This is a genomic window from Rahnella inusitata (assembly GCF_965118895.1).
GTDB classification, from domain to species: Bacteria; Pseudomonadota; Gammaproteobacteria; order Enterobacterales; family Enterobacteriaceae; genus Rahnella; species Rahnella inusitata_A.
On the sequence record NZ_CBCPJJ010000008.1, the window covers coordinates 352,672 to 372,075 of the forward strand.

Here is a 19,404-nt window from a genome sequence, read left to right on the forward strand (position 1 = left end):
GGTACGGCCATAAACAAAAAAGGCGCGGCAAAACTGCCCGCGCCCTTCTTCTCACTGAATGCGAATTACGCGCTCAGCCAGCCCAGCTTAATCACAAACAAAATCGACAGCACGATCAGCGCGGAATTCAGCTCACGCCAGCGGCCGGTCAGCAGTTTGCACAGTGTCCAGGTGATAAAACCGAACGCGATGCCGTTAGCAATGGAGTACGTGAATGGCATGGTGAGCGCCGTCACGGTGACCGGCGCGGCGACGGTGATGTCTTTCCAGTCAATCTCTGCCAGACCTGATGTCATCAGCACCGCGATGAACAGCAGCGCCGGAGCAGTGGCGAAGGCCGGAACGCTTCCCGCCAGCGGTGCGAAGAACAGGCTCAACAGGAACAGAATAGCAACCACAATCGCCGTCAGCCCGGTACGTCCACCGGCGCTCACGCCCGCAGCAGATTCGATATAACTGGTGGTGGTTGACGTCCCGAGTAAAGAACCAAACAGCGCAGCGGCACTGTCAGCCACCAGCGCGCGGCCCATTTTCGGAATGTTGCCGTCTTCGTCCGCCAGCCCTGCGCGTTTGGTCACGCCAATCAGGGTACCGGAGTTATCGAACACATCCACGAACAGGAACGCGAAGATAACGCTAATCAGCGACACGTTGAACGCGCCTTTGATATCCAGCTGCATGAAGGTTGGCGCGATAGACGGCGGCATCGACATGATCCCACCGAAGGCCGAATAACCCAGTGCGATAGCCAGTACGGTCACGGCCAATACGCCGATAAGCACAGCACCGGTGACTCTGCGCGCTTCCAGTACCACGATCAGAATGAAACCCAGCATGGCGAACAGCGGCCCCGGTTTGGTCAGGTCGCCCAAACCTACCAGCGTGGCCGGATTTGCAATCACGATACCGGCGTTTTCCAGCGCGATCAGCGCCAGGAACAACCCGATACCCGCGGCAATCGCCGAGCGCAACGGCAACGGGATACTGCGGATGATCCATTCACGGATTTTAAAAATGGATAACGCGAAGAAAATACAGGCGGAAAGGAACACCGCACCCAAAGCGATCTGCCACGTATAACCCATGTGCAAAACAACGGTGTAGGTGAAAAAGGCGTTTAATCCCATACCCGGTGCCAGCGCGATCGGGTAGTTTGCAATGAAGCCCATCAGCGCGGAACCGATTGCGGCAGCAAGACACGTCGCAACAAAAACGGAACCTTTATCCATACCCGTCGCGCCCAAAATAGACGGGTTAACGAACAGAATATAAGCCATTGCTAAAAATGTAGTCAGTCCTGCCACAATCTCCGTGCGCACGTTAGTGCGGTGAGCTTTTAACTTAAATATTTTTTCTAACATGAGAAGGAATCTCTTGGTCGCGTGATCACTTTTCATCTGGCGATCAAATAGCGCACGCTTGTTATTAGTATTGTTTTTCAAAACACGCCCGCGCGCCCGCAGTGAGGGATGCCACAATTCGCCCCACTGCCTGTACTGATAGCGGAACACGAGCTAAAAACGTGTTTTGACGAACCCTGTCATTGCCACTTTGTACGTAAAACAACCTGAGGACATTGTTTTACAAAGGGGCATCGCACAATCTAGGAAAAATGAGTGATGCAGTCCATAATAGATATCTCACTTATTCACTGCATAAATTAGTACACCTATGTCACCCTTCTCCCGTTTTTCGCAATATTTTACGGAAGTGGCCCGAACAGGAAGTTTGCGCAAAGCGGCCGAAGTGCTGCACGTCTCAGCTTCGGCTATCAACCGGCAGATTTTGCAGGCGGAACAGACGCTGGAAACACCGCTGTTTGAGCGTCTCCCCACCGGTCTGAAACTGACCTCGGCGGGTGAAATCTTGTTCGATGACATTCGTCGCTGGCGAAAAGAATTTTCACGCACCCGTGAAAGATTCGATGAGATCCAGGGATTACGTCGCGGACACGTCACCATCTCGATGATTGCCGCGCTCAGCGAAGGCATGGTGGCGGAGCTGATTGCCGAAGTGGGTAAAGAACATCCCTATCTCACCTTTGATATCCGCATCGAAGACAGCCGCAATATCAGCGAGCAGGTCAGTTCGGCAGAAGTGGATTTCGGTCTGCTGCTCGATCCGGTCGAGCATACCGGGCTGGAAGTGCGCGCCTTCGCAGAATTGCCGATTGGCATCGCCATGCCGGTCGGGCACGAGTTGTCGCGGCAGGTATCGTTGTCGTTCAGTGATATCGCGGCTTACCGGCAGATCATTCCGTCGGAACCGCTGATGGTCAACGCCCGTGCCAAACTGCTGTATAACCGCTATCAGCTGCTGGAAACGCCGTCGATTGTCTGCAATGACGTACGAATGATGCGTGAACTGATCCGTAAAGGCGCCGGTGTCGGTGTACTGAGTTTGCTGGATGTCTTACCCGATTTACAAGAAAACCGGCTGGCGTTTGTCCCCTTGCAGGGCCGCACGGCGAAACCGCTGACGCTGGCGTTGTGCGTCGCCCCGCGCCGTCAGCTTTCACGCGCAGCGCAGATAGTCATTCAGAAAGTGATCGTGATGATGGAACGTTTATCGCAGTAGTTTATCGCATTAAGAGTTTATCGCATTAAGCGGCTTTCCAGCCCGAAACGATGATAAGCATTCCGACCAGTGCGACGCAGGCACCGAGCCAGTCAGTAGTGCTGAGTTTCACGCCGTCGACAAAACGCAGCCACAGCATGGCGGTCATCACATACACCCCGCCGTAAGCCGCATACACCCGCCCGCTGGCCGCGGGATGCAGCGTCAGCAGCCAGACGAACGCCGCCAGACTCAGCGCCGCAGGCAACAGCAGCAGTGCGCTGCCCCCTTTGCGCAGCCAGAGATAAGGCAGAAAGCAGCCGATGATTTCCGCCAGCGCCGTCGCAAAGAACAGTAAAGACGTTTTGAGCATGATCATTTTCAGGTTTAGAGTCCGAAGTTCAATAAGAAATCAACCAGTTTCCTGTCAGAGGATGACGTGAATTGGCGGGATGTTATACTTGCTATATTCGCCTGAGCGATGTGTAAACTATAAGGATGAGCTAATGAATACAACGTTTATGTCCCGACTGACCCGCAGCGTATTGCCGGTCGCCCTGCTGGTCATGACAGCAGCCTGGCAAGCGCCTGCACTGGCCGCCACCAACTGCGCGGGCGGGACCTGTGTTTTTGGCGGTAGCGGCAATGATGCCATGAGCAACGAAGAAGCACGCCAGAGCAAAGAACAGTGGAATGAAACCCAGCGCCTGCGCGCGTTAAAAAATCAGCGTGCAGAGAAAGATTATTCCAAATATGACAACTCGGTTGATTTGCGTGATAAATGCAACGCCAGCCAGAACGTCAATGCCTATTGGGAAGAAAACACTGAGCGCTGCCTCGACCGCCGTACAGGCCGTCAGTTACTCGCGCCGTAATCTGCTAAACTCATTAATACTGTAATTTTCATAAAAGGAATGAATGATGAAAAAGACACTATTAGCCGGACTTGCCGTTGTGATGCTGGCTCCGCTCGTCGCACAGGCTTCCTGTGATACGGTGAAAGCGGATATCACCCAGAAAATCGTCGCTAACGGTTTACCGGAGTCAGGTTTCAAACTCGACATCGTGCCAAACGATCAGGCCGATCAGGCCGGTGGACAAGTCGTCGGGCATTGCGGGAATGATAGCCAGAAGATCATCTATACGAAGACCGCTGGCGCAGGGGATGAGAGCAATTCGAATCCTAAAACCGGGACGAGTCAGGACAGTAATTAATTGTGCAGATGCCGCTGCACTGGCGGCTTAAATCTGAACGAGAGTGTTTAAATCTGACCGAGAATATTTATATCTGACCGAGAATATTTCGGTTTCTCACGTGCAGTGATCACTTACCTCACCCCGCCGAAACCGCCAAAGAGGGAGGAAAGCGCCTCCCTCTTTGATCTCCCACGCTTTTCCAAACACGCGCTATCGCGAAAACGATGGACATGTTCTGTGACTCCCACGTGTGGCGCAAAACCCTGCCGCTGCGCGGTGCCTTCTCTCGGTCCTGAAGCCTATGGTCTTCAGGCCGCTCCGTTCAGCAGGATTTTTTTATCGCGCCATCCCACCATTTTAAGTTTTCAGTTGGTGGTTTTCTTTTCCTTTTCTGAGCCGGTCAAGTTGTGACCTAAAAAGCTGTGGCCGCGTTCAAAAATCACGCCGGAGGAAGAGGTGGAAAACCGCGCGGCTTTTTGCGCGGGTTGTAACCCGACCGGAGGGCACCGCGCAGCGGCGGGATTTTGCGGCAATAACGCAACTATCTGAAACAGAGCCCGTCTGCATGGCACGTGTTTTAAAGAGCCTGGGATTCTTAAGGGCGGCGGCGATAAGCCGCCCTTAAGGCCAGTGTGGGTGGCAACCCACGACCTTGATCTTGACTGTGAATTTAAAACAATCCCACTCATTCCCCCGCCTGGCACCTACTAAGCCGATTCCCTCTCCACCAACCCCGGTGCCACAATAATATTTTGCGCTTCCAGATTCTGTCCGCCGATCCTCATCAATAACCGCCGGGCAGCGGCATAGCCAATTTCCCTCGCCGAGTTAGCGATCGAGGTTAGCGGCGGTTCGGTCAGGGCGGATTCCGGGGCATCTTCCATGCCAATTAGCGCGACTTTTTGCTGGAAGAAGTTGTCTACCGCACCGCCGCCGACCTGCGTGCCGGTGCGCATGACGCCGAAATAGGCCCCCATCGCGACGGAGGCTTTATGGCACACGATGGCGCTGATTTTCGGGTAATGCGATAACAACGCTTCTGCCGCATCGGCGGCACATTTCTGCGGGTAATCACATTCGATAATCCATTCGCTGCGAAACGGCAGGCCGTATTGCAAAAGCGTGGCGCAGAACCCGCCTAGACGTTCGGCACGGGTGAGTGAATTGCTCAGACCACCGAGGTAGGCTATCTGCTTATGGCCGCGTTTGATCAGATATTCCGTGGCCATTTTTGCGGCCAGCATGTTGTCCGGGCGCACGACGTCAACGCCTTCAATACCGCCCGAGCGCGCCGCACAAATCAGCGGGACGCCCTGCTCTTCGGCTTTTTCCTTCAGTCCGGCAATCGAATTCACACCGCCTGCGATAACAATCCCGTCAACACCGTGCGTCAGCAACGTGTCAAAACAGCGTTCCAGGCCTTTGCCTGTCGGGCCGCTTTGCAGCAGGAACAACACTTTGCCCTGTGCTTCAAACATCTCGCTCAGACCGGCGGTCATTTCGGCATAAAAGGGTTCGCAGATATCGCGGACAATCAGCCCGACCACGCCGGATTCGCCACCGCGCAGCGTACTCGCCTGACGGTTTCGTACAAAACCTAACTCATCCACGGCACGGTTTACCCGCTCAGACGTGGTTTGTGAGATACGGCCTTTGCCGCTCAGCACCAGGGACACCGTGGTGACGGAAACCCCCGCGTGCTGCGCAACGTCAATAATCGTTATTTTTTTATGGCTCATCCGACGTTTTCGTTCATTTCAAACTCCGTTTAACGGGTTGCTTCCCGCCCGCTTTATTCCAGACTGCAAATAATTAGCGTGGTCAAATAGTTATACCGAATTTGGGTATTTTAGTAAAACGTTAAACCAGATTAAAACCCCTTCAGACGGGTGATGTTCAAATATTGTGATATGTGGCACGTATTAATTAGGTAAAACGTTTTATCTTAGCCGCCGTCAACACACAGCCAACACCAAAAATTTCGGGGAGCAGTTATGCCTGCCAATAAAAAACAAAAAGTCACACTTTGGGAATTCTTCCAAAGCCTGGGTAAAACCTTCATGCTGCCAGTCGCCCTGTTGTCGTTTTGCGGCATCATGCTGGGTATCGGCAGCTCGTTAAGCAGCCACGATGTCATCACGCTGTTGCCTGTATTGGGCAATCCTGTCCTCCAGCTGATTTTCGTCTGGATGAGCAAAGTCGGTTCGTTCGCGTTCAGTTTCCTGCCGGTAATGTTCGCCATCGCCATCCCGCTGGGTATGGCGCGTGAAAATAAAGGCGTCGCGGCGTTTTCCGGCTTTGTCGGTTTCGCGGTGCTGAATCTGGCGATTAACTTCTATCTGACCGCCAACGGTACGCTGCCGACGGTGGATCCGCTGGTACTCAAAGCCAACAACATTCAGATGATCCTCGGCATTCAGTCCATCGACACCGGGATTCTGGGCGCAGTGATCGTTGGTATCATCGTCTACATCCTGCATGAACGCTACAACACTATCCGCCTGCCGGATGCGCTGGCGTTCTTCGGCGGTACCCGCTTTGTGCCGATCGTGACGACCGTGGTGCTCGGCTTAGTCGGCTTGCTGATCCCACTGATCTGGCCGTTCTTTGCGGCAGGCATCAACGGTCTGGGCCGTCTGATTCAGGGGGCGGGCGTCTTCGGGCCGATGATTTTCGGTTCCGGTGAACGTCTGCTGCTGCCTTTCGGCCTGCATCACATTCTGGTGGCGCTGATTCGGTTCACTGAAGCCGGCGGAACGATGGATGTCTGTGGCCGCGAAGTGAGCGGTGCGCTGACCATCTTCCAGGCGCAGCTCTCCTGCCCGACCACCCACGGTTTCTCTGAAAGTGCCACGCAGTTCTTGTCTCAGGGTAAAATGCCCGCCTTCCTCGGCGGCCTGCCGGGCGCGGCTCTGGCGATGTACCACTGTGCGAAACCTGAAAACCGTCATAAAATTAAAGGCCTGCTGATTTCCGGCGTCGTGGCGTGCGTCGTCGGCGGAACCACAGAACCTATCGAGTTCCTGTTCCTGTTCGTCGCACCGGTTCTGTACGTGATCCATGCAATCCTGACCGGTCTGGGCTTCACCATTATGTCGGTACTTGGCGTCACCATCGGTAATACCGACGGTAACATCATCGATTTCGTGGTATTCGGGATCCTGCACGGCACGGCGACCAAATGGTATCTGGTCCCGGTTGTCGCGGCGATTTGGTTCGTGGCGTATTACGCAATCTTCCGCTTCTCCATTATGCGCTTTAACATCAAAACGCCAGGACGTGAATCTGACACGATGCCTGACACCGCGCCGGTGCCTTCTTCCAGCAAATCCGGTTACAACGTACCCGTCATTCTGAGCGCGCTGGGCGGCGCCGGAAATATCGTTTCTCTGGATAACTGTATCACCCGTCTGCGTCTGTCCGTGGCAGATATGTCGCTGGTCGATGACGCCACCCTGAAAGCTAACCGTGCGATTGGCGTGGTTCATCTCAACGACCACAATCTGCAGGTAGTGATCGGGCCGCAGGTACAATCGGTGAAAGATGAGCTGGATTACCTGATCCGTGAAGCGGCCAGCCAGGCCGCGCCGGAGCCAGTGACGGCGTAAAACTGAACACACAGGGCGACATCGTGTCGCCCTTTTCTGCTTTCTTCAGGGAGTGAAAAAATGACCTCAGCTTCTTTTGATTTCTCCACCGTCGTTGACCGCCACGGCAGCTGGTGTACGCAGTGGGATTACGTCGCCGACCGTTTTGGCAGTGCCGACCTGCTGCCATTTACCATTTCCGATATGGATTTTGCCGCTGCGCCGTGCATCCTCGACGCGCTGCAAAAGCGTCTGCAACACGGCGTGCTCGGCTACAGCCGCTGGCATCATGATGATTTTCTCGGCGCTATCGCCCACTGGTATCAGCAGCGTTTTGGCAGCAAGATTGACCGTGACATGGTGGTTTACGGCCCTTCGGTGATTTACATGGTGGCGCAATTGATCCGCCAGTGGAGCCAGCCGGGTGAGGGCGTGGTGACGTTTACCCCCGCGTACGACGCTTTTTTCAACGTGGTTGAAGGCAATCAGCGGCAGATGCTTAACTGCCCGCTGATTAAAAATGGCAACGACTGGGCGCTGGATGCAAAACAGCTGGAAAGCCTGCTGGCACAGCCCGCCTGCTCCCTGCTGCTGATGTGCAGCCCGCACAACCCGACCGGCAAAGTCTGGACGCGTGAGGAACTGACACTGATCGCCCAACTGTGCGAACGCCATAATGTGCGGGTGATAAGCGATGAAATCCACATGGATATGGTCTGGGGTGATAACCATCATACGCCGTGGAATGAGGTGGCGCGTGGCGAATGGGCGCTTCTGACTTCCGGTTCGAAGAGTTTCAATATTCCAGCACTGACCGGCGCTTACGGGTTGATCAGCCATAAAACACAGCGCGATGCGTATCTGCATCAGCTCAAAGCCTGTGATGGCTTATCTTCTCCGGCGGTGCTGGCTGTCCATGCCCATGTGGCGGCCTATCAGGCGGGCGAGCCGTGGCTGGACGCATTGCGTGATTATTTGCAGGGCAATCTGCGTTACGTCGCCGAACAGCTGAACGCCGCTTTCCCGCCTCTGAACTGGCAGCCGCCACAATCGACCTATCTGGCGTGGATCGATCTGCGCCCGTTGGGCATTGACGATAAACGGCTACAAAAAGAGCTGATCGAGCATCAAAAAGTGGCGATCATGCCGGGTTATACCTACGGCGCCGAAGGTGAAGGCTTCCTGCGGCTTAACGTGGGTTGCCCGCGCTCGAAAGTTGAAGCGGGTGTAGCGAAATTAATCAGCGGCATCAGGGCTTTACTCTAAGCTATGCCCCCTGATATTTCTTTAATCCCCCACCCCAACCCTCCCCTTCGCAGGGGAGGGAGCAAATTCAAAACCATTCTTGTTGCGCAACTAAATACAGTTATAATACCCCGCACATTTCTATAATAATGAGTGCACACCATGATCGATACCCGCCTTCCCCTGACTGATATCCACCGCCACCTTGATGGCAACATTCGCGCTCAAACCATTCTCGATTTAGGCCGTCAGTTCAATCTGACCTTGCCTGCCAATGAAATTGAAGCCCTGCGTCCGCACGTTCAGGTCATGCACGCTGAACCGGATCTGGTGAGCTTCCTGCAAAAACTGGACTGGGGCGTGAAAGTACTCGGCGATATCGATGCCTGCCGTCGCGTGGCGAAAGAAAACGTCGAAGATGCTGCGAAAGCCGGTCTGCACTACACCGAGCTGCGTTTTTCACCCTATTACATGGCGATGAACCACAAATTGCCGGTGGCAGGCGTGGTAGAAGCGGTGATTGAAGGGATCCGCGAAGGCCAGAAAAATCACGATATCGACGTGCGTCTGATCGGCATTCTGAGCCGTACTTTTGGCGAAGACGCCTGTGTGCAGGAGCTGGAAGGTTTACTGGCGCACCGCGACGGCATTACCGCGCTGGATCTGGCCGGTGACGAACTGGGTTTCCCCGGCAGCCTGTTCCTTAGCCACTTCAACCGTGCGCGCGACGCCGGCTGGCGTATCACCGTTCACGCCGGTGAAGCGGCAGGCCCGGAAAGCATCTGGCAGGCCATTCGTGAGCTGGGCGCAGAGCGTATCGGCCACGGCGTGAAAGCCGCGCAGGATCCGCAACTGATGGATTTCCTGGCGAAGCACCAGATTGGTATCGAATCCTGCCTGACCTCTAACATTCAGACCAGCACGGTCGCCTCTTTCGAACAGCATCCGCTGGCTGTCTTCTTGCGCCACGGCGTTCTGGCCTCGATTAATACCGATGACCCTGCTGTTCAGGGCATTGAGATCGCCAACGAATACAACATCGCTGCACCCGCCGCTGGCCTGACTCAAAACGAAATCCGTAAAGCGCAGGAAAATGGCCTGACCATGGCCTTCCTGACTGAAGCCGAAAAACAGGCGATCCGCGACAAAGTGTCCGCGTAACGGTTTGTGACGTAATAAAAAAGGGCGAGAATCATTCTCGCCCTTTTCTTTTCCTGACAGCAGGTTACGCTGATTTCACTTCTTCTTTCTTCACCTGTAACGCCGCTTCTTCCCGCGCCACACGCTTAGCGTAACGCGACGCCAGCACCGCACAGACCATCAGCTGGATCTGATGGAAAATCATCAGCGGTAACACCATCGCGCCGACGGCCGCCGCAGGGAACAACACGTTTGCCATCGGAATACCGTTCGCCAGACTTTTCTTCGAACCGCAGAAGACAATGGTGATTTCATCTTTAGTATTGAAACCAAACAGCCGCGCCACAAACGTATTAATAATCAGCACGATGGTCAGCAACACAATCGAACAGCCCAGCACCGCCAACAGCTGCCAGCCGTCGATCTGATGCCAGATACCTTCGACTACTGCGGCGCTGAACGCCACGTATACCACCAGCAGAATCGAAGAGCGGTCAGTGACGTTGACGATTTTCTTGTGGCGCTGCACCCAGCCGCCAATCAGCGGACGGCACAGATGCCCGATAATAAACGGCACCATCAGTTGCAGAACGATGGATCCGATAGCGTGGAGTGTGTCAGTGGTGCCACCCTGCGTGTGCATCAGCAGGCCGACCAGCACCGGCGAAAGGAAAACACCGAGGATGCTGGAGGCGGACGCGCTGCAAATCGCCGCCGGAATATTTCCGCCCGCAACCGACGTATAGGCGATAGCCGACTGCACGGTGGCAGGCAGCGCACAAAGATACAGAAACCCGTAATACAGCGTCGGTGTCAGAATCCCGACCGGCACCAGCCATTTCATGCCCAGCCCCAGCAGCGGGAACAGCGCAAAGGTGCTGAGAAATACCACCACGTGCAAACGCCAGTGGCTGATCCCCGCCATAATCGCTTCACGCGACAGCTTCGCGCCGTGCATAAAGAACAGCAGCGCGATAGCAAAGGTGGTCAGATGCTCGAAGACAGTCTTGTAAATCCCTTCACAGGGAAAGAACGATGCAAGCACCACCACGCAGATCAGAATCAGCAAAAACTTATCAATCTTTAACCAGGACATGAACCTTCCTTGCCATATAAACAGGTAGTGAAAAAGTATAGCGGTGACTTATTTTTTGACGTCCAGCGTCGCCCGCTGTTCTGAAGACTGCATGCCCAGTTCGATCATTTCCATTACGCGGATTGCATCCGCCGCCGGAACCGGGTTTTCGCCCTGTCCGTTAATTGCATCACGCACACCGGCATAATAAGCAGGATAGTTGCCGGGCAGCGTCAGCAGCGATTTTTCTGCCAGCACACCGTCGTGGCTCAGCGTCACGACACCGTCGCGCATGTCGTAACCCCAGTCGGTCTGCGGCAAACGCTCACCGGCTTTCAGACGATCTTCCTGCGGATCCAGCCCGAATTTCACGTAGCTGCCCTTTTCCCCCTGCACGATAAAGCGCGCCGTTTCCGCCACGGCATATACGGTGCTGTGCAGTACAACGCGACGACGCGGATAGGTCAGCACGGCATTGAAGTAATCCACCGCTTTGCCGCCGGGACGCAGCACTGCCAGATCGGCCTGCAAAGTGTCCGGCGTACCGAACAGCTGCAATGCCTGATCAAGCAGATGCGACCCTAAGTCATACCAGATACCGCTGCCCTGCGCCGCGCTCTCACGCCAGCGTTCCAGCACCTGCGGTTTGTAGCGATCATAATGGGATTCGAAATAGACGATATCGCCCAGCGACCCTTCGTTGATCAGCGTTTTAACGGTCAGAAAATCGGAGTCCCAGCGGCGGTTGTGGAACACCGAAAGAACTTTACCTTGCGCCTGTGCCAGCGCGTCCAGCTCGCGGGCTTCTTCCAGGGTCACGGTGAAAGGCTTATCAACGATGACGTGTTTACCTGCTTCCAGCGCCAGTTTAGCCAGCGGGAAATGGGTGGTGTTAGGTGTAGGGATGACGACCAAATCGATGGAAGGATCGGCAAAGATTTTCTCAGGTGAATCGACCACCGTGACGTTCGGCCAGTCAGCATGGACTTTACCGGCATCGCTGCTGGATACCGCTGCAAGCTCTAGCCCCGGCGTACCGTCGATCAGAGGTGAATGGAAGGTTTTGCTGGCGAAGCCATAACCGATGAGGCCAACTCGAAGGGATTGGGTCATGATGATTTCCTGTGATTTTTAACGGTCTTGCCCGTCAGGACGCTATTGGTTTGATTTGACACTAGCTTAGGGAGTGGGACAAGGGAAAAAATAGAATTTTATTTTTGCAGATGCCGCTGTAACGATGGACATGTTCTGTTACTTCCGCGTGTGGCGCAAAACCCTGTCGATCCGTTCAGCTGGATTTTTGATCGCACCATCTCGCCTTTTTTCAAATGATCCTGAGCGGGTGAAGTTGTGACCTAAGAAGCCTGTGGCCGCGTTCAAAAATCACGCCGAGGAAGAGGTGGAAAACCGCGCACATGTTTGCGCGGGTTGTAACCCGCCCCGAGGGAACAGCGCAGCGGCGGATTTTGCGGCAATAGGAGGAGTTTCTGAAACATAGCCCGTTTGCATGGCACATGTTTTAAAGAGCCGGAGATTCTTAAGAGGCGCGGCGACAGGCGCCTCTTAAGGCCGGTTTGGGTGGCAACCCAAGGTCTTGACCTTAAAGTCGAAGCCGAAACCGAAATTGGAAACCGCCACCGCAGGCGGTCTCCTGCAAAAAAATTTCAGCCTTTGCAAAGCCTAAAAATGATATGCAATAGCATTATCCGCCGGTGCCTTATACGGTTTTGCCGGGTAGTTGATCTCCACGCTGCGGCGACGAAAATCACTCGGGCTTACGCCAACCCGCTTGCGGAATACCCGCGAGAAATACAGCTGATCGTCATAGCCTACGACGCGGCCAATGGTCGCAATCGACTCCTGCGTGGTTTGTAAGAGCAACTTAGCGCGGATGACTCGCTGATCTTCACGCCAGCGCAGAATATTGATCCCCACCTGTTCCCGGAATAAATGCGCCAGACGCGACGGCGACAGGCAGACGTGGCGGGCGACTTCGTCGATGCGCAACTCTCCGGCGAGATTACCGGTGATGAACTGACAGGCTTCGATAACGCGCGGATCCATAATTTTTTGCGGGCTCTGCGGGTCTTCTTCCATAGCGCGCAGCAACAGACGCTCCAGCAGATTCATCCCTAATTCTTCGCAGAAACGACGCCCTGACTTCTGCGTTTGCTCGATGTTGGCGAACAGACGGTCGAATTCCAGCAGCAGCGTATTGTTGGGCAGCGAAAGACGCCCCACGTCGCGGGTTTTAGTGTGCCATTCCAGCCAGTCGGCCCAGTAGGCGCGCGGGCGGAAATACACCCAGCGGTGATACCAGCAATCGCTGTTGGCGGAACGGCTGTAGAGATGACGCGCTTTAGGCGGGAACAGTAATAAGTCGCCGGGATTGCAGTAAAAGGTATCCTCGCCGTCAAATACTTTGCCCTGACCTTTAACCGTCAGGTTGAGGATAAACCCTTTCATGCCACCCGGACGATCAATAGCGAAATCCAGCGGCCCGTCAGCGAGGATCGGAGTCATTCCGGCGACCAGATAGGCATTGAAACTGTAACCCGGTAACAGCGGATTTTGCTGCTGATCCTGAATCATGCGGTGGTACATCGAACCTCCTGAAACATCACGTAGCTATGGACTTTTCATCTATTCTAACCATCAGTGAAAACGCTGCCAGCAAACGTTACAAAATTGTGAACAACCACGCGCTTTTACGGCATTTAACCTGTCAAAGCGTTAAATGCCGTGTGAAAGCGTTATCACTAAACAGGGTTAAACGGTCTTTTTAGCTTTCTGTTTGTAACGGTCGAAGATAACCGCCGCCAGCAGGATCAAGCCACGCACCACGTATTGCGAGAAGGGAGAAATGTTCAGCAGGTTCATGGCGTTTTCAACCGTACCCAAAATCAGGATACCGGAAACCACATAGGAAATTTTGCCGATACCGCCCTTCAGAGACACCCCACCCAGCACGCAGGCGGAAATGACAATCAGCTCAAAGCCCAGCGAGGTCATCGGCTGGCCGCTGGTCATACGCGATGCCAGAATGATCCCCGCCGCCGCCGACACCAGCCCGGACAGCATAAAGATGATGATTTTGGTTCGCACTACCGGCACACCGGCCAGACGCGCCGCATCCTCGTTACCGCCGATCGCCAGCGTGTTGCGCCCGAAGGTGGTTTTGTTTAGCAGCAGCCCGAAGATAATCAGGCAGCCGACCGTCAGCCAGATCGGCGCAGGCAGACCGAACCAGTTCGCATAGCCGAGGGCGAAGAAACGCTCGTCCTCGATGCCCACCGCTTTACCGTCGGAAATGATGTACGCCAGACCACGCACAATCTGCATGGTGGCCAGGGTGGTGATCAGCGCATTGATTTTCAGACGGGCGATCACGAAACCGTTGAGCAAACCGGTCAGCATCCCCAGCACCAGACCGGCACCCACACCAATCCACAGGCTTTCGGTCATGTTAATGACTACCGCCGTGGTGACGCCCGCACAGGCAATGACTGAGGCGACGGACAAGTCAAAGTCGCCGGACGCCAGGCAGAACAACATCCCGCAGGCGACCATCCCGGACATCGAAATCGCCAGCCCAAGACCTTTCATGTTGATGAAAGAACTGAAGTTCGGCACGAAAATACTACAGGCAATAAACAGTACGGCGAATACTACTAACATGCCGTAGCTGTCCCAGATACGCATCAGGCCCTGTCCGCCGCGCGAAGCGGCTGAAGGTTGATCCGGTTTGGCGGAATTGGTTGTCATACTGGACATAATATTGTGCTCCTCAGTCAGGCAGCGTCAGGGGCAGAAGTCAGGTCCGGGGTACGCAACATGGCGAGCCCCAGCGCTTTTTCTTCGGTGGCTTCATCATGGGACAGTTCGCCGGAGACAGCGCCTTCGCGCATCACGACAATTCTGTCCGCCAGACCCAGCACTTCCGGTAAATCACTGGACGCAAACAGCACCGCAATGCCTTGTTTTGCCAGAGAGTAAATCACGTTGTAAATTTCATGCTTGGCGCCAACATCGATCCCGCGCGTTGGTTCATCGAGCAAAATGACTTTCATGTCTTCCGACAACCAGCGCCCAAGAATGGCTTTTTGCTGGTTACCGCCGGAGAGATTCATGATCAGTTGCTGATCGCTGGGGGTTTTGATGTTCAGCGCCTCGATGTGCTTGCGCGCATTTTTGGCTTCCCACGGGTTATTGATCAGGCACCCTGCAAACACCGATTTACGGCGGGCGCTGATATTGATGTTGTCGCGAACCGAATGCACAGGAATGATGCCGTCAGCCTTGCGGTCTTCGGGGCAAAGCATGATGCCCTGCCGGATAGCGTCCGCCGGTTTACGGATGTTCATCACCACGCCGTCGAGTCTGAGCGTGCCGCCGGTAATACGCGTGCCGCCAAATAATCCTTTCATCAGTTCGCTGCGCCCTGCGCCCACCAGCCCGAACAGGCCGACGATTTCCCCCTGACGCACCGTCAGGCTGATTGGCGTTCTAACACCGGGTGCTTTAACGTTCTCCAGCGCCAGTCGGACGTCACCGTGCGGACGCGGCGAGTAACCGTAAATATCATCCAGATTACGGCCCACCATTGCCTGCACCAGCTTGCTGTTATCCACCTGAGTCATATCGTCGAAGGTACGCACATAACGGCCATCCTTGAACACCGTGACAGCGTCACTTAACGCGAAAATTTCTTCCATGCGGTGCGAGACATATAAAATCACCCGCCCTTCAGCACGCAGCTCACGGATAACCCTGAACAGCTGCTCGATTTCACGGGCAGACAGCGAACTGGTCGGCTCATCGAAGGCAATAATTTTGGCATTGCGCGCCAGTGCCTTAGCAATTTCAACCATCTGCCACTGGCCGATGGAGAGATACTTGAGCGGCGTATCGGGGTTGATATCAAGCCCGAGATGCTCAAGCTGAATTTTGGCCTCATAGCGCAGCAGCTTACGGTTCACGAAACCGTGTTTGCTCGGCAACTGCCCGAGGTAGATGTTTTCTGCCACCGTCATTTCCGGTACCAGATGTAATTCCTGATAGATAATCGCCACGCCCGCATCGAGTGCGTCAGTCGTTTTATTGAAACTGACCGGCTGGCCTTTGATGTGAATAACGCCCTGTGAGGGCTGATAGTTCCCGCTGAGGATCTTCAACAGCGTGGATTTTCCCGCGCCGTTTTCGCCCATCAGTGCGTGGATTTGCCCGGCATAACAATTGAAAGAAATCCCGTCGAGCGCTTTCACGCCGGGGAAAACTTTGCCAATGTCATGGAATTCCAGATACGGCATGGCCGCATCAAACTCCGTCAGCGACGGTTTCAGCAAAGGCGTCTTGTTTAAAGATTGCTGAGTCATAGTGGCTACCTGGAAGATAAGTGAAAGGGTCAGACTCGCTGCTGCACCACAGAAAACAGTCGAATGTCTTAACCGTCGTCCGTGGTGCAGCAACTCAATTCAGATCAGGCAAAAAATTACATTAAGCCTTTCTTCTTGAGCTCTTCTTTAAAGTTGTCACGGGTGATCAGCACCACGTCAGTCACTTCGGTGAATTTCGGTGGTTCAACGCCTTTGGTGACCCATTCATTCAGCATCTGGATACTTTTGTAACCGTGGATATCCGGGCTAGGTAACAGGGAACCGTAGAAACCGGTTTGCGCGCTTTTGGACAGCTCATTCACCGCATCCACACCGTTGATGCCGATGCCGATGACGTTAGCCGCTTTAAAGCCCTGACCTTCCGTTGCACGCACGCCACCGAGCACGGTGTTATCGTTCATGCCGATGATCAGCCAGTTTTTCACTTCAGGATGTTGCACTAACAGCGAGTTACCGGCATCGAGTGCGCCAGGAATATCGTTAGATTTGGTCGGCACTTTGTAAATTTGTTTTTCCGGGAAACCGGCCGCTTTCAGCGCGTCCATTGAACCGGAGGTGCGGCGACGAGCGGTATCCAGCTCGTCAGCGGTGATGGCCATCACGCCAGTTTCAGCCGGTTTCCAGCCGCGTTTTTGCATTTCTTTGTACAGTTCCTGCCCCTGACGTTCGCCGATTTTGGTCGCGGCCATCATCACTAATGGCACTTCTTCCATCGGTTTGCCTTTGGCATTCACAAACTGGTCATCCACCTGAATAACTTTCATGTCATAGCTGCGGGCTTTCGCCATGATGGCAGGTCCCAGACGCGGATCCGGCGTACAGATAACAAATCCTTTCGCACCGTTCGCCGCCAGGCTGTCGATCGCGTTCAGCGTTTTTTCGCCATCCGGCACGGCGATTTTAATCACCTCGAAGTTCATGTCCTTACCGGCTTTGTCCGCAAACCGCCATTCAGTCTGGAACCAGGGTTCTTCCGGCTGCTTAACCAGGAAGCCCAACTTTGGGTTCTCCGCTGCCATAGCTGAATGTGACATAACGGCAGCTAATCCTACCGCCGCTAACGCCTTAGTGAATTTATGCATGATGTTCTCCGACCTTTTATTGTTGTTTCTCGCGATTCCGGCTTTAAACCTGATGAATTGCCGTTCGCATGAAAACGTTATCAGTAGCGTAAAGAGACAAAGTGAGAGTGCGGCGGTGCCCTGTATTCAGACGATCCACGCCACTCCCTCTTGTAAGACGCGTTAAGTTTTAGCCGTAAATTAGCCACGGAAGATAGAGCGCTATCACACGCCGGGAAAACAGCAGGTTTGTGCATACATATAGCGAATTTAGCCAAACATTAACTTTTGACCAACCTCACAGAAACATCATGAGGAGCAGATTTGTGCATACTTCCAGCTAACGCCTCCTCACTCCCGCTTTTACATCCTCCTACTGTTAGAGCAATTCGATTCGCCGCCGTAATGACTACGGCAAACCTGAAGGAGTAAGAAAGAATGACGCAAGGTGCGATTGCTCTTGGTCTGGATTTTGGCAGCGATTCTGTCCGTGCACTGGCCGTGGATTGTCAGACCGGTGCTGAGATGGAAACTGATGTGGTGTATTACCCGCGCTGGAATGAAGGCCGTTACTGTAATGCGGCCATCAACCAGTTTCGTCATCACCCGCGCGACTATATAGAAGCGATGGAACAGGCGATTAAAAACGTCGTTGCCCGCCTCGGTCCTGAACGCAGCCAGCGCGTGGTAGGTATCGGAGTGGATTCCACCGGTTCCACGCCTGCGCCGGTGGATAAGGACGGCAATGTTCTGGCGCTTCTGCCGGAATTCGCCGAAAACCCGAACGCCATGTTCGTGTTGTGGAAGGACCACACGTCGATAGAAGAAGCCGAAGAGATTAACCGCCTGTGCCGCAGCGGCGATTTCCCCGACTACTCCCGTTATATCGGTGGTGTCTATTCATCCGAATGGTTCTGGGCAAAAATTCTGCACGTTTCCCGCGCAGACAGTTCTGTGCGCGACGCAGCGGCTTCCTGGGTGGAGCTGTGCGACTGGGTACCCGCCCTGCTTTCCGGCACCACCGCACCAGATAAAGTCGTGCGCGGCCGGTGCAGCGCCGGACACAAAATGCTCTGGCATCCGTCCTGGGGCGGTCTGCCACCGAAAGCCTTCTTCGCGGCGCTCGACCCGTTGCTGGTCGAAAACCTGCCGTATCCCTTATTTACTGAAACCGTGACGGCCGAACAGGCCGTCGGCACGCTGACCGCTGACTGGGCGGAGCGTCTCGGCTTACCGTCAAGCGTCGTGCTTTCCGGTGGCGCGTTTGACTGCCACATGGGCGCAGTCGGTGCAGGTGCGCAGCCTTATACGCTGGTAAAAGTTATCGGGACATCAACCTGCGACATTCTTATCGCCGATAAAGACCGCGTGAACGACCGCGCGATTGCCGGGATTTGCGGTCAGGTGGAAGGCAGCGTCGTGCCGAACATGATCGGGATGGAAGCCGGTCAGTCAGCCTTTGGTGACATGTACGCCTGGTTCAGTCGTCTGCTCAGCTGGCCGCTGGTGCAGGCCGCGAAAGCGCATCCTGAACTGCAACCTCAGCTGACAGCTTTGCAAAAAAATCTGCTGCCGGATCTGACCGCCGCGTGGGCCGCCAATCCAAAGCTCGATCACCTGCCGCTGGTGCTCGACTGGTTCAATGGCCGTCGTACACCTTTCGCCAATCAGCGCCTGAAAGGGGTGATCACTGACATTAACTTAGGTACCGAAGCACCGGAACTGTTCGGGGGCTTTATCGCCGCCACGGCCTTCGGCGCACGCGCCATCATGGAGTGCTTCGAGCAGCAGGATATCCCGGTAGAAAACGTCCTGACGCTCGGCGGCATCGCCCGTAAATCGCCGGTCATCATGCAGGTGTGCGCTGACGCCATGAACCGTCCGCTGCAAATCGTTGCTTCCGATCAATGCTGCGCGCTGGGTGCAGCCATCTTTGCCGCCGTTGCCGCCGGTGAATTCAAAGACGTGCCTGCCGCTCAGGAAAAAATGGCCTGCAGCATCGAACGCACATTGCTGCCGGATCCGCAGCGCGTCGAGCAATATCAGCGCCTGTACGAACGTTATCAAGCCTGGTGTGCCACTACTGAACCGCTGTTTGCAGCGAAAACGGCGCATTAATCCCTATTTCTCTATCCCGACAATGACAT

General features: G+C 54.7%; 16 protein-coding genes. 7 read left to right on the forward strand and 9 right to left on the reverse strand.

Translation table 11 applies throughout. The features are described from left to right. Positions 1–65: 65 nt before the first annotated feature. Positions 66–1,361, reverse strand: coding sequence for an NCS2 family permease (locus ACMHLI_RS07470; protein WP_413528902.1), 1,296 nt, complete (start codon positions 1,359–1,361; stop codon positions 66–68). A gap of 310 nt (positions 1,362–1,671) precedes the next feature. Here ACMHLI_RS07470 and ACMHLI_RS07475 point away from each other — a divergent pair, with 310 nt between their 5' ends. Then, on the forward strand, positions 1,672–2,577 hold the full coding sequence (locus ACMHLI_RS07475; protein WP_413528903.1) for a LysR family transcriptional regulator: 906 nt from the start codon (positions 1,672–1,674) through the stop codon (positions 2,575–2,577). A 25-nt stretch (positions 2,578–2,602) separates the two neighbouring features. Here ACMHLI_RS07475 and ACMHLI_RS07480 read toward each other — a convergent pair whose 3' ends face one another. Continuing rightward, complete coding sequence (locus ACMHLI_RS07480; RefSeq protein ID WP_413528904.1) at positions 2,603–2,929, reverse strand: YnfA family protein; 327 nt, start codon at positions 2,927–2,929, stop codon at positions 2,603–2,605. 133 nt (positions 2,930–3,062) lie between these two features. Here ACMHLI_RS07480 and ACMHLI_RS07485 point away from each other — a divergent pair, with 133 nt between their 5' ends. Continuing rightward, positions 3,063–3,431 carry a DUF1283 family protein gene (locus ACMHLI_RS07485; RefSeq protein ID WP_413528905.1) on the forward strand — a complete coding sequence of 123 codons (369 nt, stop codon included), beginning with the start codon at positions 3,063–3,065 and terminating at the stop codon, positions 3,429–3,431. A gap of 46 nt (positions 3,432–3,477) precedes the next feature. After that, positions 3,478–3,771 (forward strand): DUF1161 domain-containing protein, encoded by a 294-nt coding sequence (locus tag ACMHLI_RS07490; protein ID WP_413528906.1) that lies wholly within the window; start codon positions 3,478–3,480, stop codon positions 3,769–3,771. A gap of 689 nt (positions 3,772–4,460) precedes the next feature. Here ACMHLI_RS07490 and malI read toward each other — a convergent pair. After that, positions 4,461–5,492, reverse strand: coding sequence for a Mal regulon transcriptional regulator MalI (gene malI / locus ACMHLI_RS07495; RefSeq protein WP_413528907.1), 1,032 nt, complete (start codon positions 5,490–5,492; stop codon positions 4,461–4,463). A gap of 255 nt (positions 5,493–5,747) precedes the next feature. On the opposite strand from malI, the gene malX reads away from it, so the two are divergent. The 3 genes from malX to add all read left to right on the forward strand — a co-directional run bounded on the left by malX (position 5,748) and on the right by add (position 9,746). Then, positions 5,748–7,361, forward strand: coding sequence for a maltose/glucose-specific PTS transporter subunit IIBC (malX, locus tag ACMHLI_RS07500; protein ID WP_413528908.1), 1,614 nt, complete (start codon positions 5,748–5,750; stop codon positions 7,359–7,361). A gap of 60 nt (positions 7,362–7,421) precedes the next feature. Next, a complete protein-coding gene (locus ACMHLI_RS07505; RefSeq protein ID WP_413528909.1) occupies positions 7,422–8,606 on the forward strand; it encodes a MalY/PatB family protein in 1,185 nt (394 codons plus the stop codon). A gap of 141 nt (positions 8,607–8,747) precedes the next feature. Continuing rightward, positions 8,748–9,746, forward strand: coding sequence for an adenosine deaminase (gene add, locus ACMHLI_RS07510; RefSeq protein ID WP_413528910.1), 999 nt, complete (start codon positions 8,748–8,750; stop codon positions 9,744–9,746). A 64-nt stretch (positions 9,747–9,810) separates the two neighbouring features. Here the strand turns inward: add and ACMHLI_RS07515 are convergent, their stop codons facing one another. The 6 genes from ACMHLI_RS07515 to ACMHLI_RS07540 all read right to left on the reverse strand — a co-directional run bounded on the left by ACMHLI_RS07515 (position 9,811) and on the right by ACMHLI_RS07540 (position 17,278). Continuing rightward, on the reverse strand, positions 9,811–10,821 hold the full coding sequence (locus tag ACMHLI_RS07515; protein WP_413528911.1) for a bile acid:sodium symporter family protein: 1,011 nt from the start codon (positions 10,819–10,821) through the stop codon (positions 9,811–9,813). A gap of 48 nt (positions 10,822–10,869) precedes the next feature. Beyond that, entirely contained in the window at positions 10,870–11,913 is a 1,044-nt protein-coding gene (locus ACMHLI_RS07520; RefSeq protein ID WP_413528912.1) for an oxidoreductase, read from the reverse strand. 567 nt (positions 11,914–12,480) lie between these two features. Next, on the reverse strand, positions 12,481–13,404 hold the full coding sequence (gene araC / locus ACMHLI_RS07525; protein ID WP_120078288.1) for an arabinose operon transcriptional regulator AraC: 924 nt from the start codon (positions 13,402–13,404) through the stop codon (positions 12,481–12,483). 165 nt (positions 13,405–13,569) lie between these two features. Next, positions 13,570–14,574 (reverse strand): L-arabinose ABC transporter permease AraH, encoded by a 1,005-nt coding sequence (gene araH / locus ACMHLI_RS07530; protein ID WP_120078287.1) that lies wholly within the window; start codon positions 14,572–14,574, stop codon positions 13,570–13,572. 17 nt (positions 14,575–14,591) lie between these two features. Continuing rightward, positions 14,592–16,175 (reverse strand): L-arabinose ABC transporter ATP-binding protein AraG, encoded by a 1,584-nt coding sequence (araG, locus tag ACMHLI_RS07535; RefSeq protein ID WP_413528913.1) that lies wholly within the window; start codon positions 16,173–16,175, stop codon positions 14,592–14,594. A gap of 116 nt (positions 16,176–16,291) precedes the next feature. Continuing rightward, positions 16,292–17,278: an arabinose ABC transporter substrate-binding protein gene (locus ACMHLI_RS07540; protein WP_120078283.1), complete on the reverse strand. Its 987-nt coding sequence runs from the start codon at positions 17,276–17,278 to the stop codon at positions 16,292–16,294. A 417-nt stretch (positions 17,279–17,695) separates the two neighbouring features. Between ACMHLI_RS07540 and ACMHLI_RS07545 the strand changes: the two genes are divergently transcribed. Beyond that, a complete protein-coding gene (locus tag ACMHLI_RS07545; RefSeq protein WP_413528914.1) occupies positions 17,696–19,375 on the forward strand; it encodes a ribulokinase in 1,680 nt (559 codons plus the stop codon). Positions 19,376–19,404: the final 29 nt, after the last annotated feature.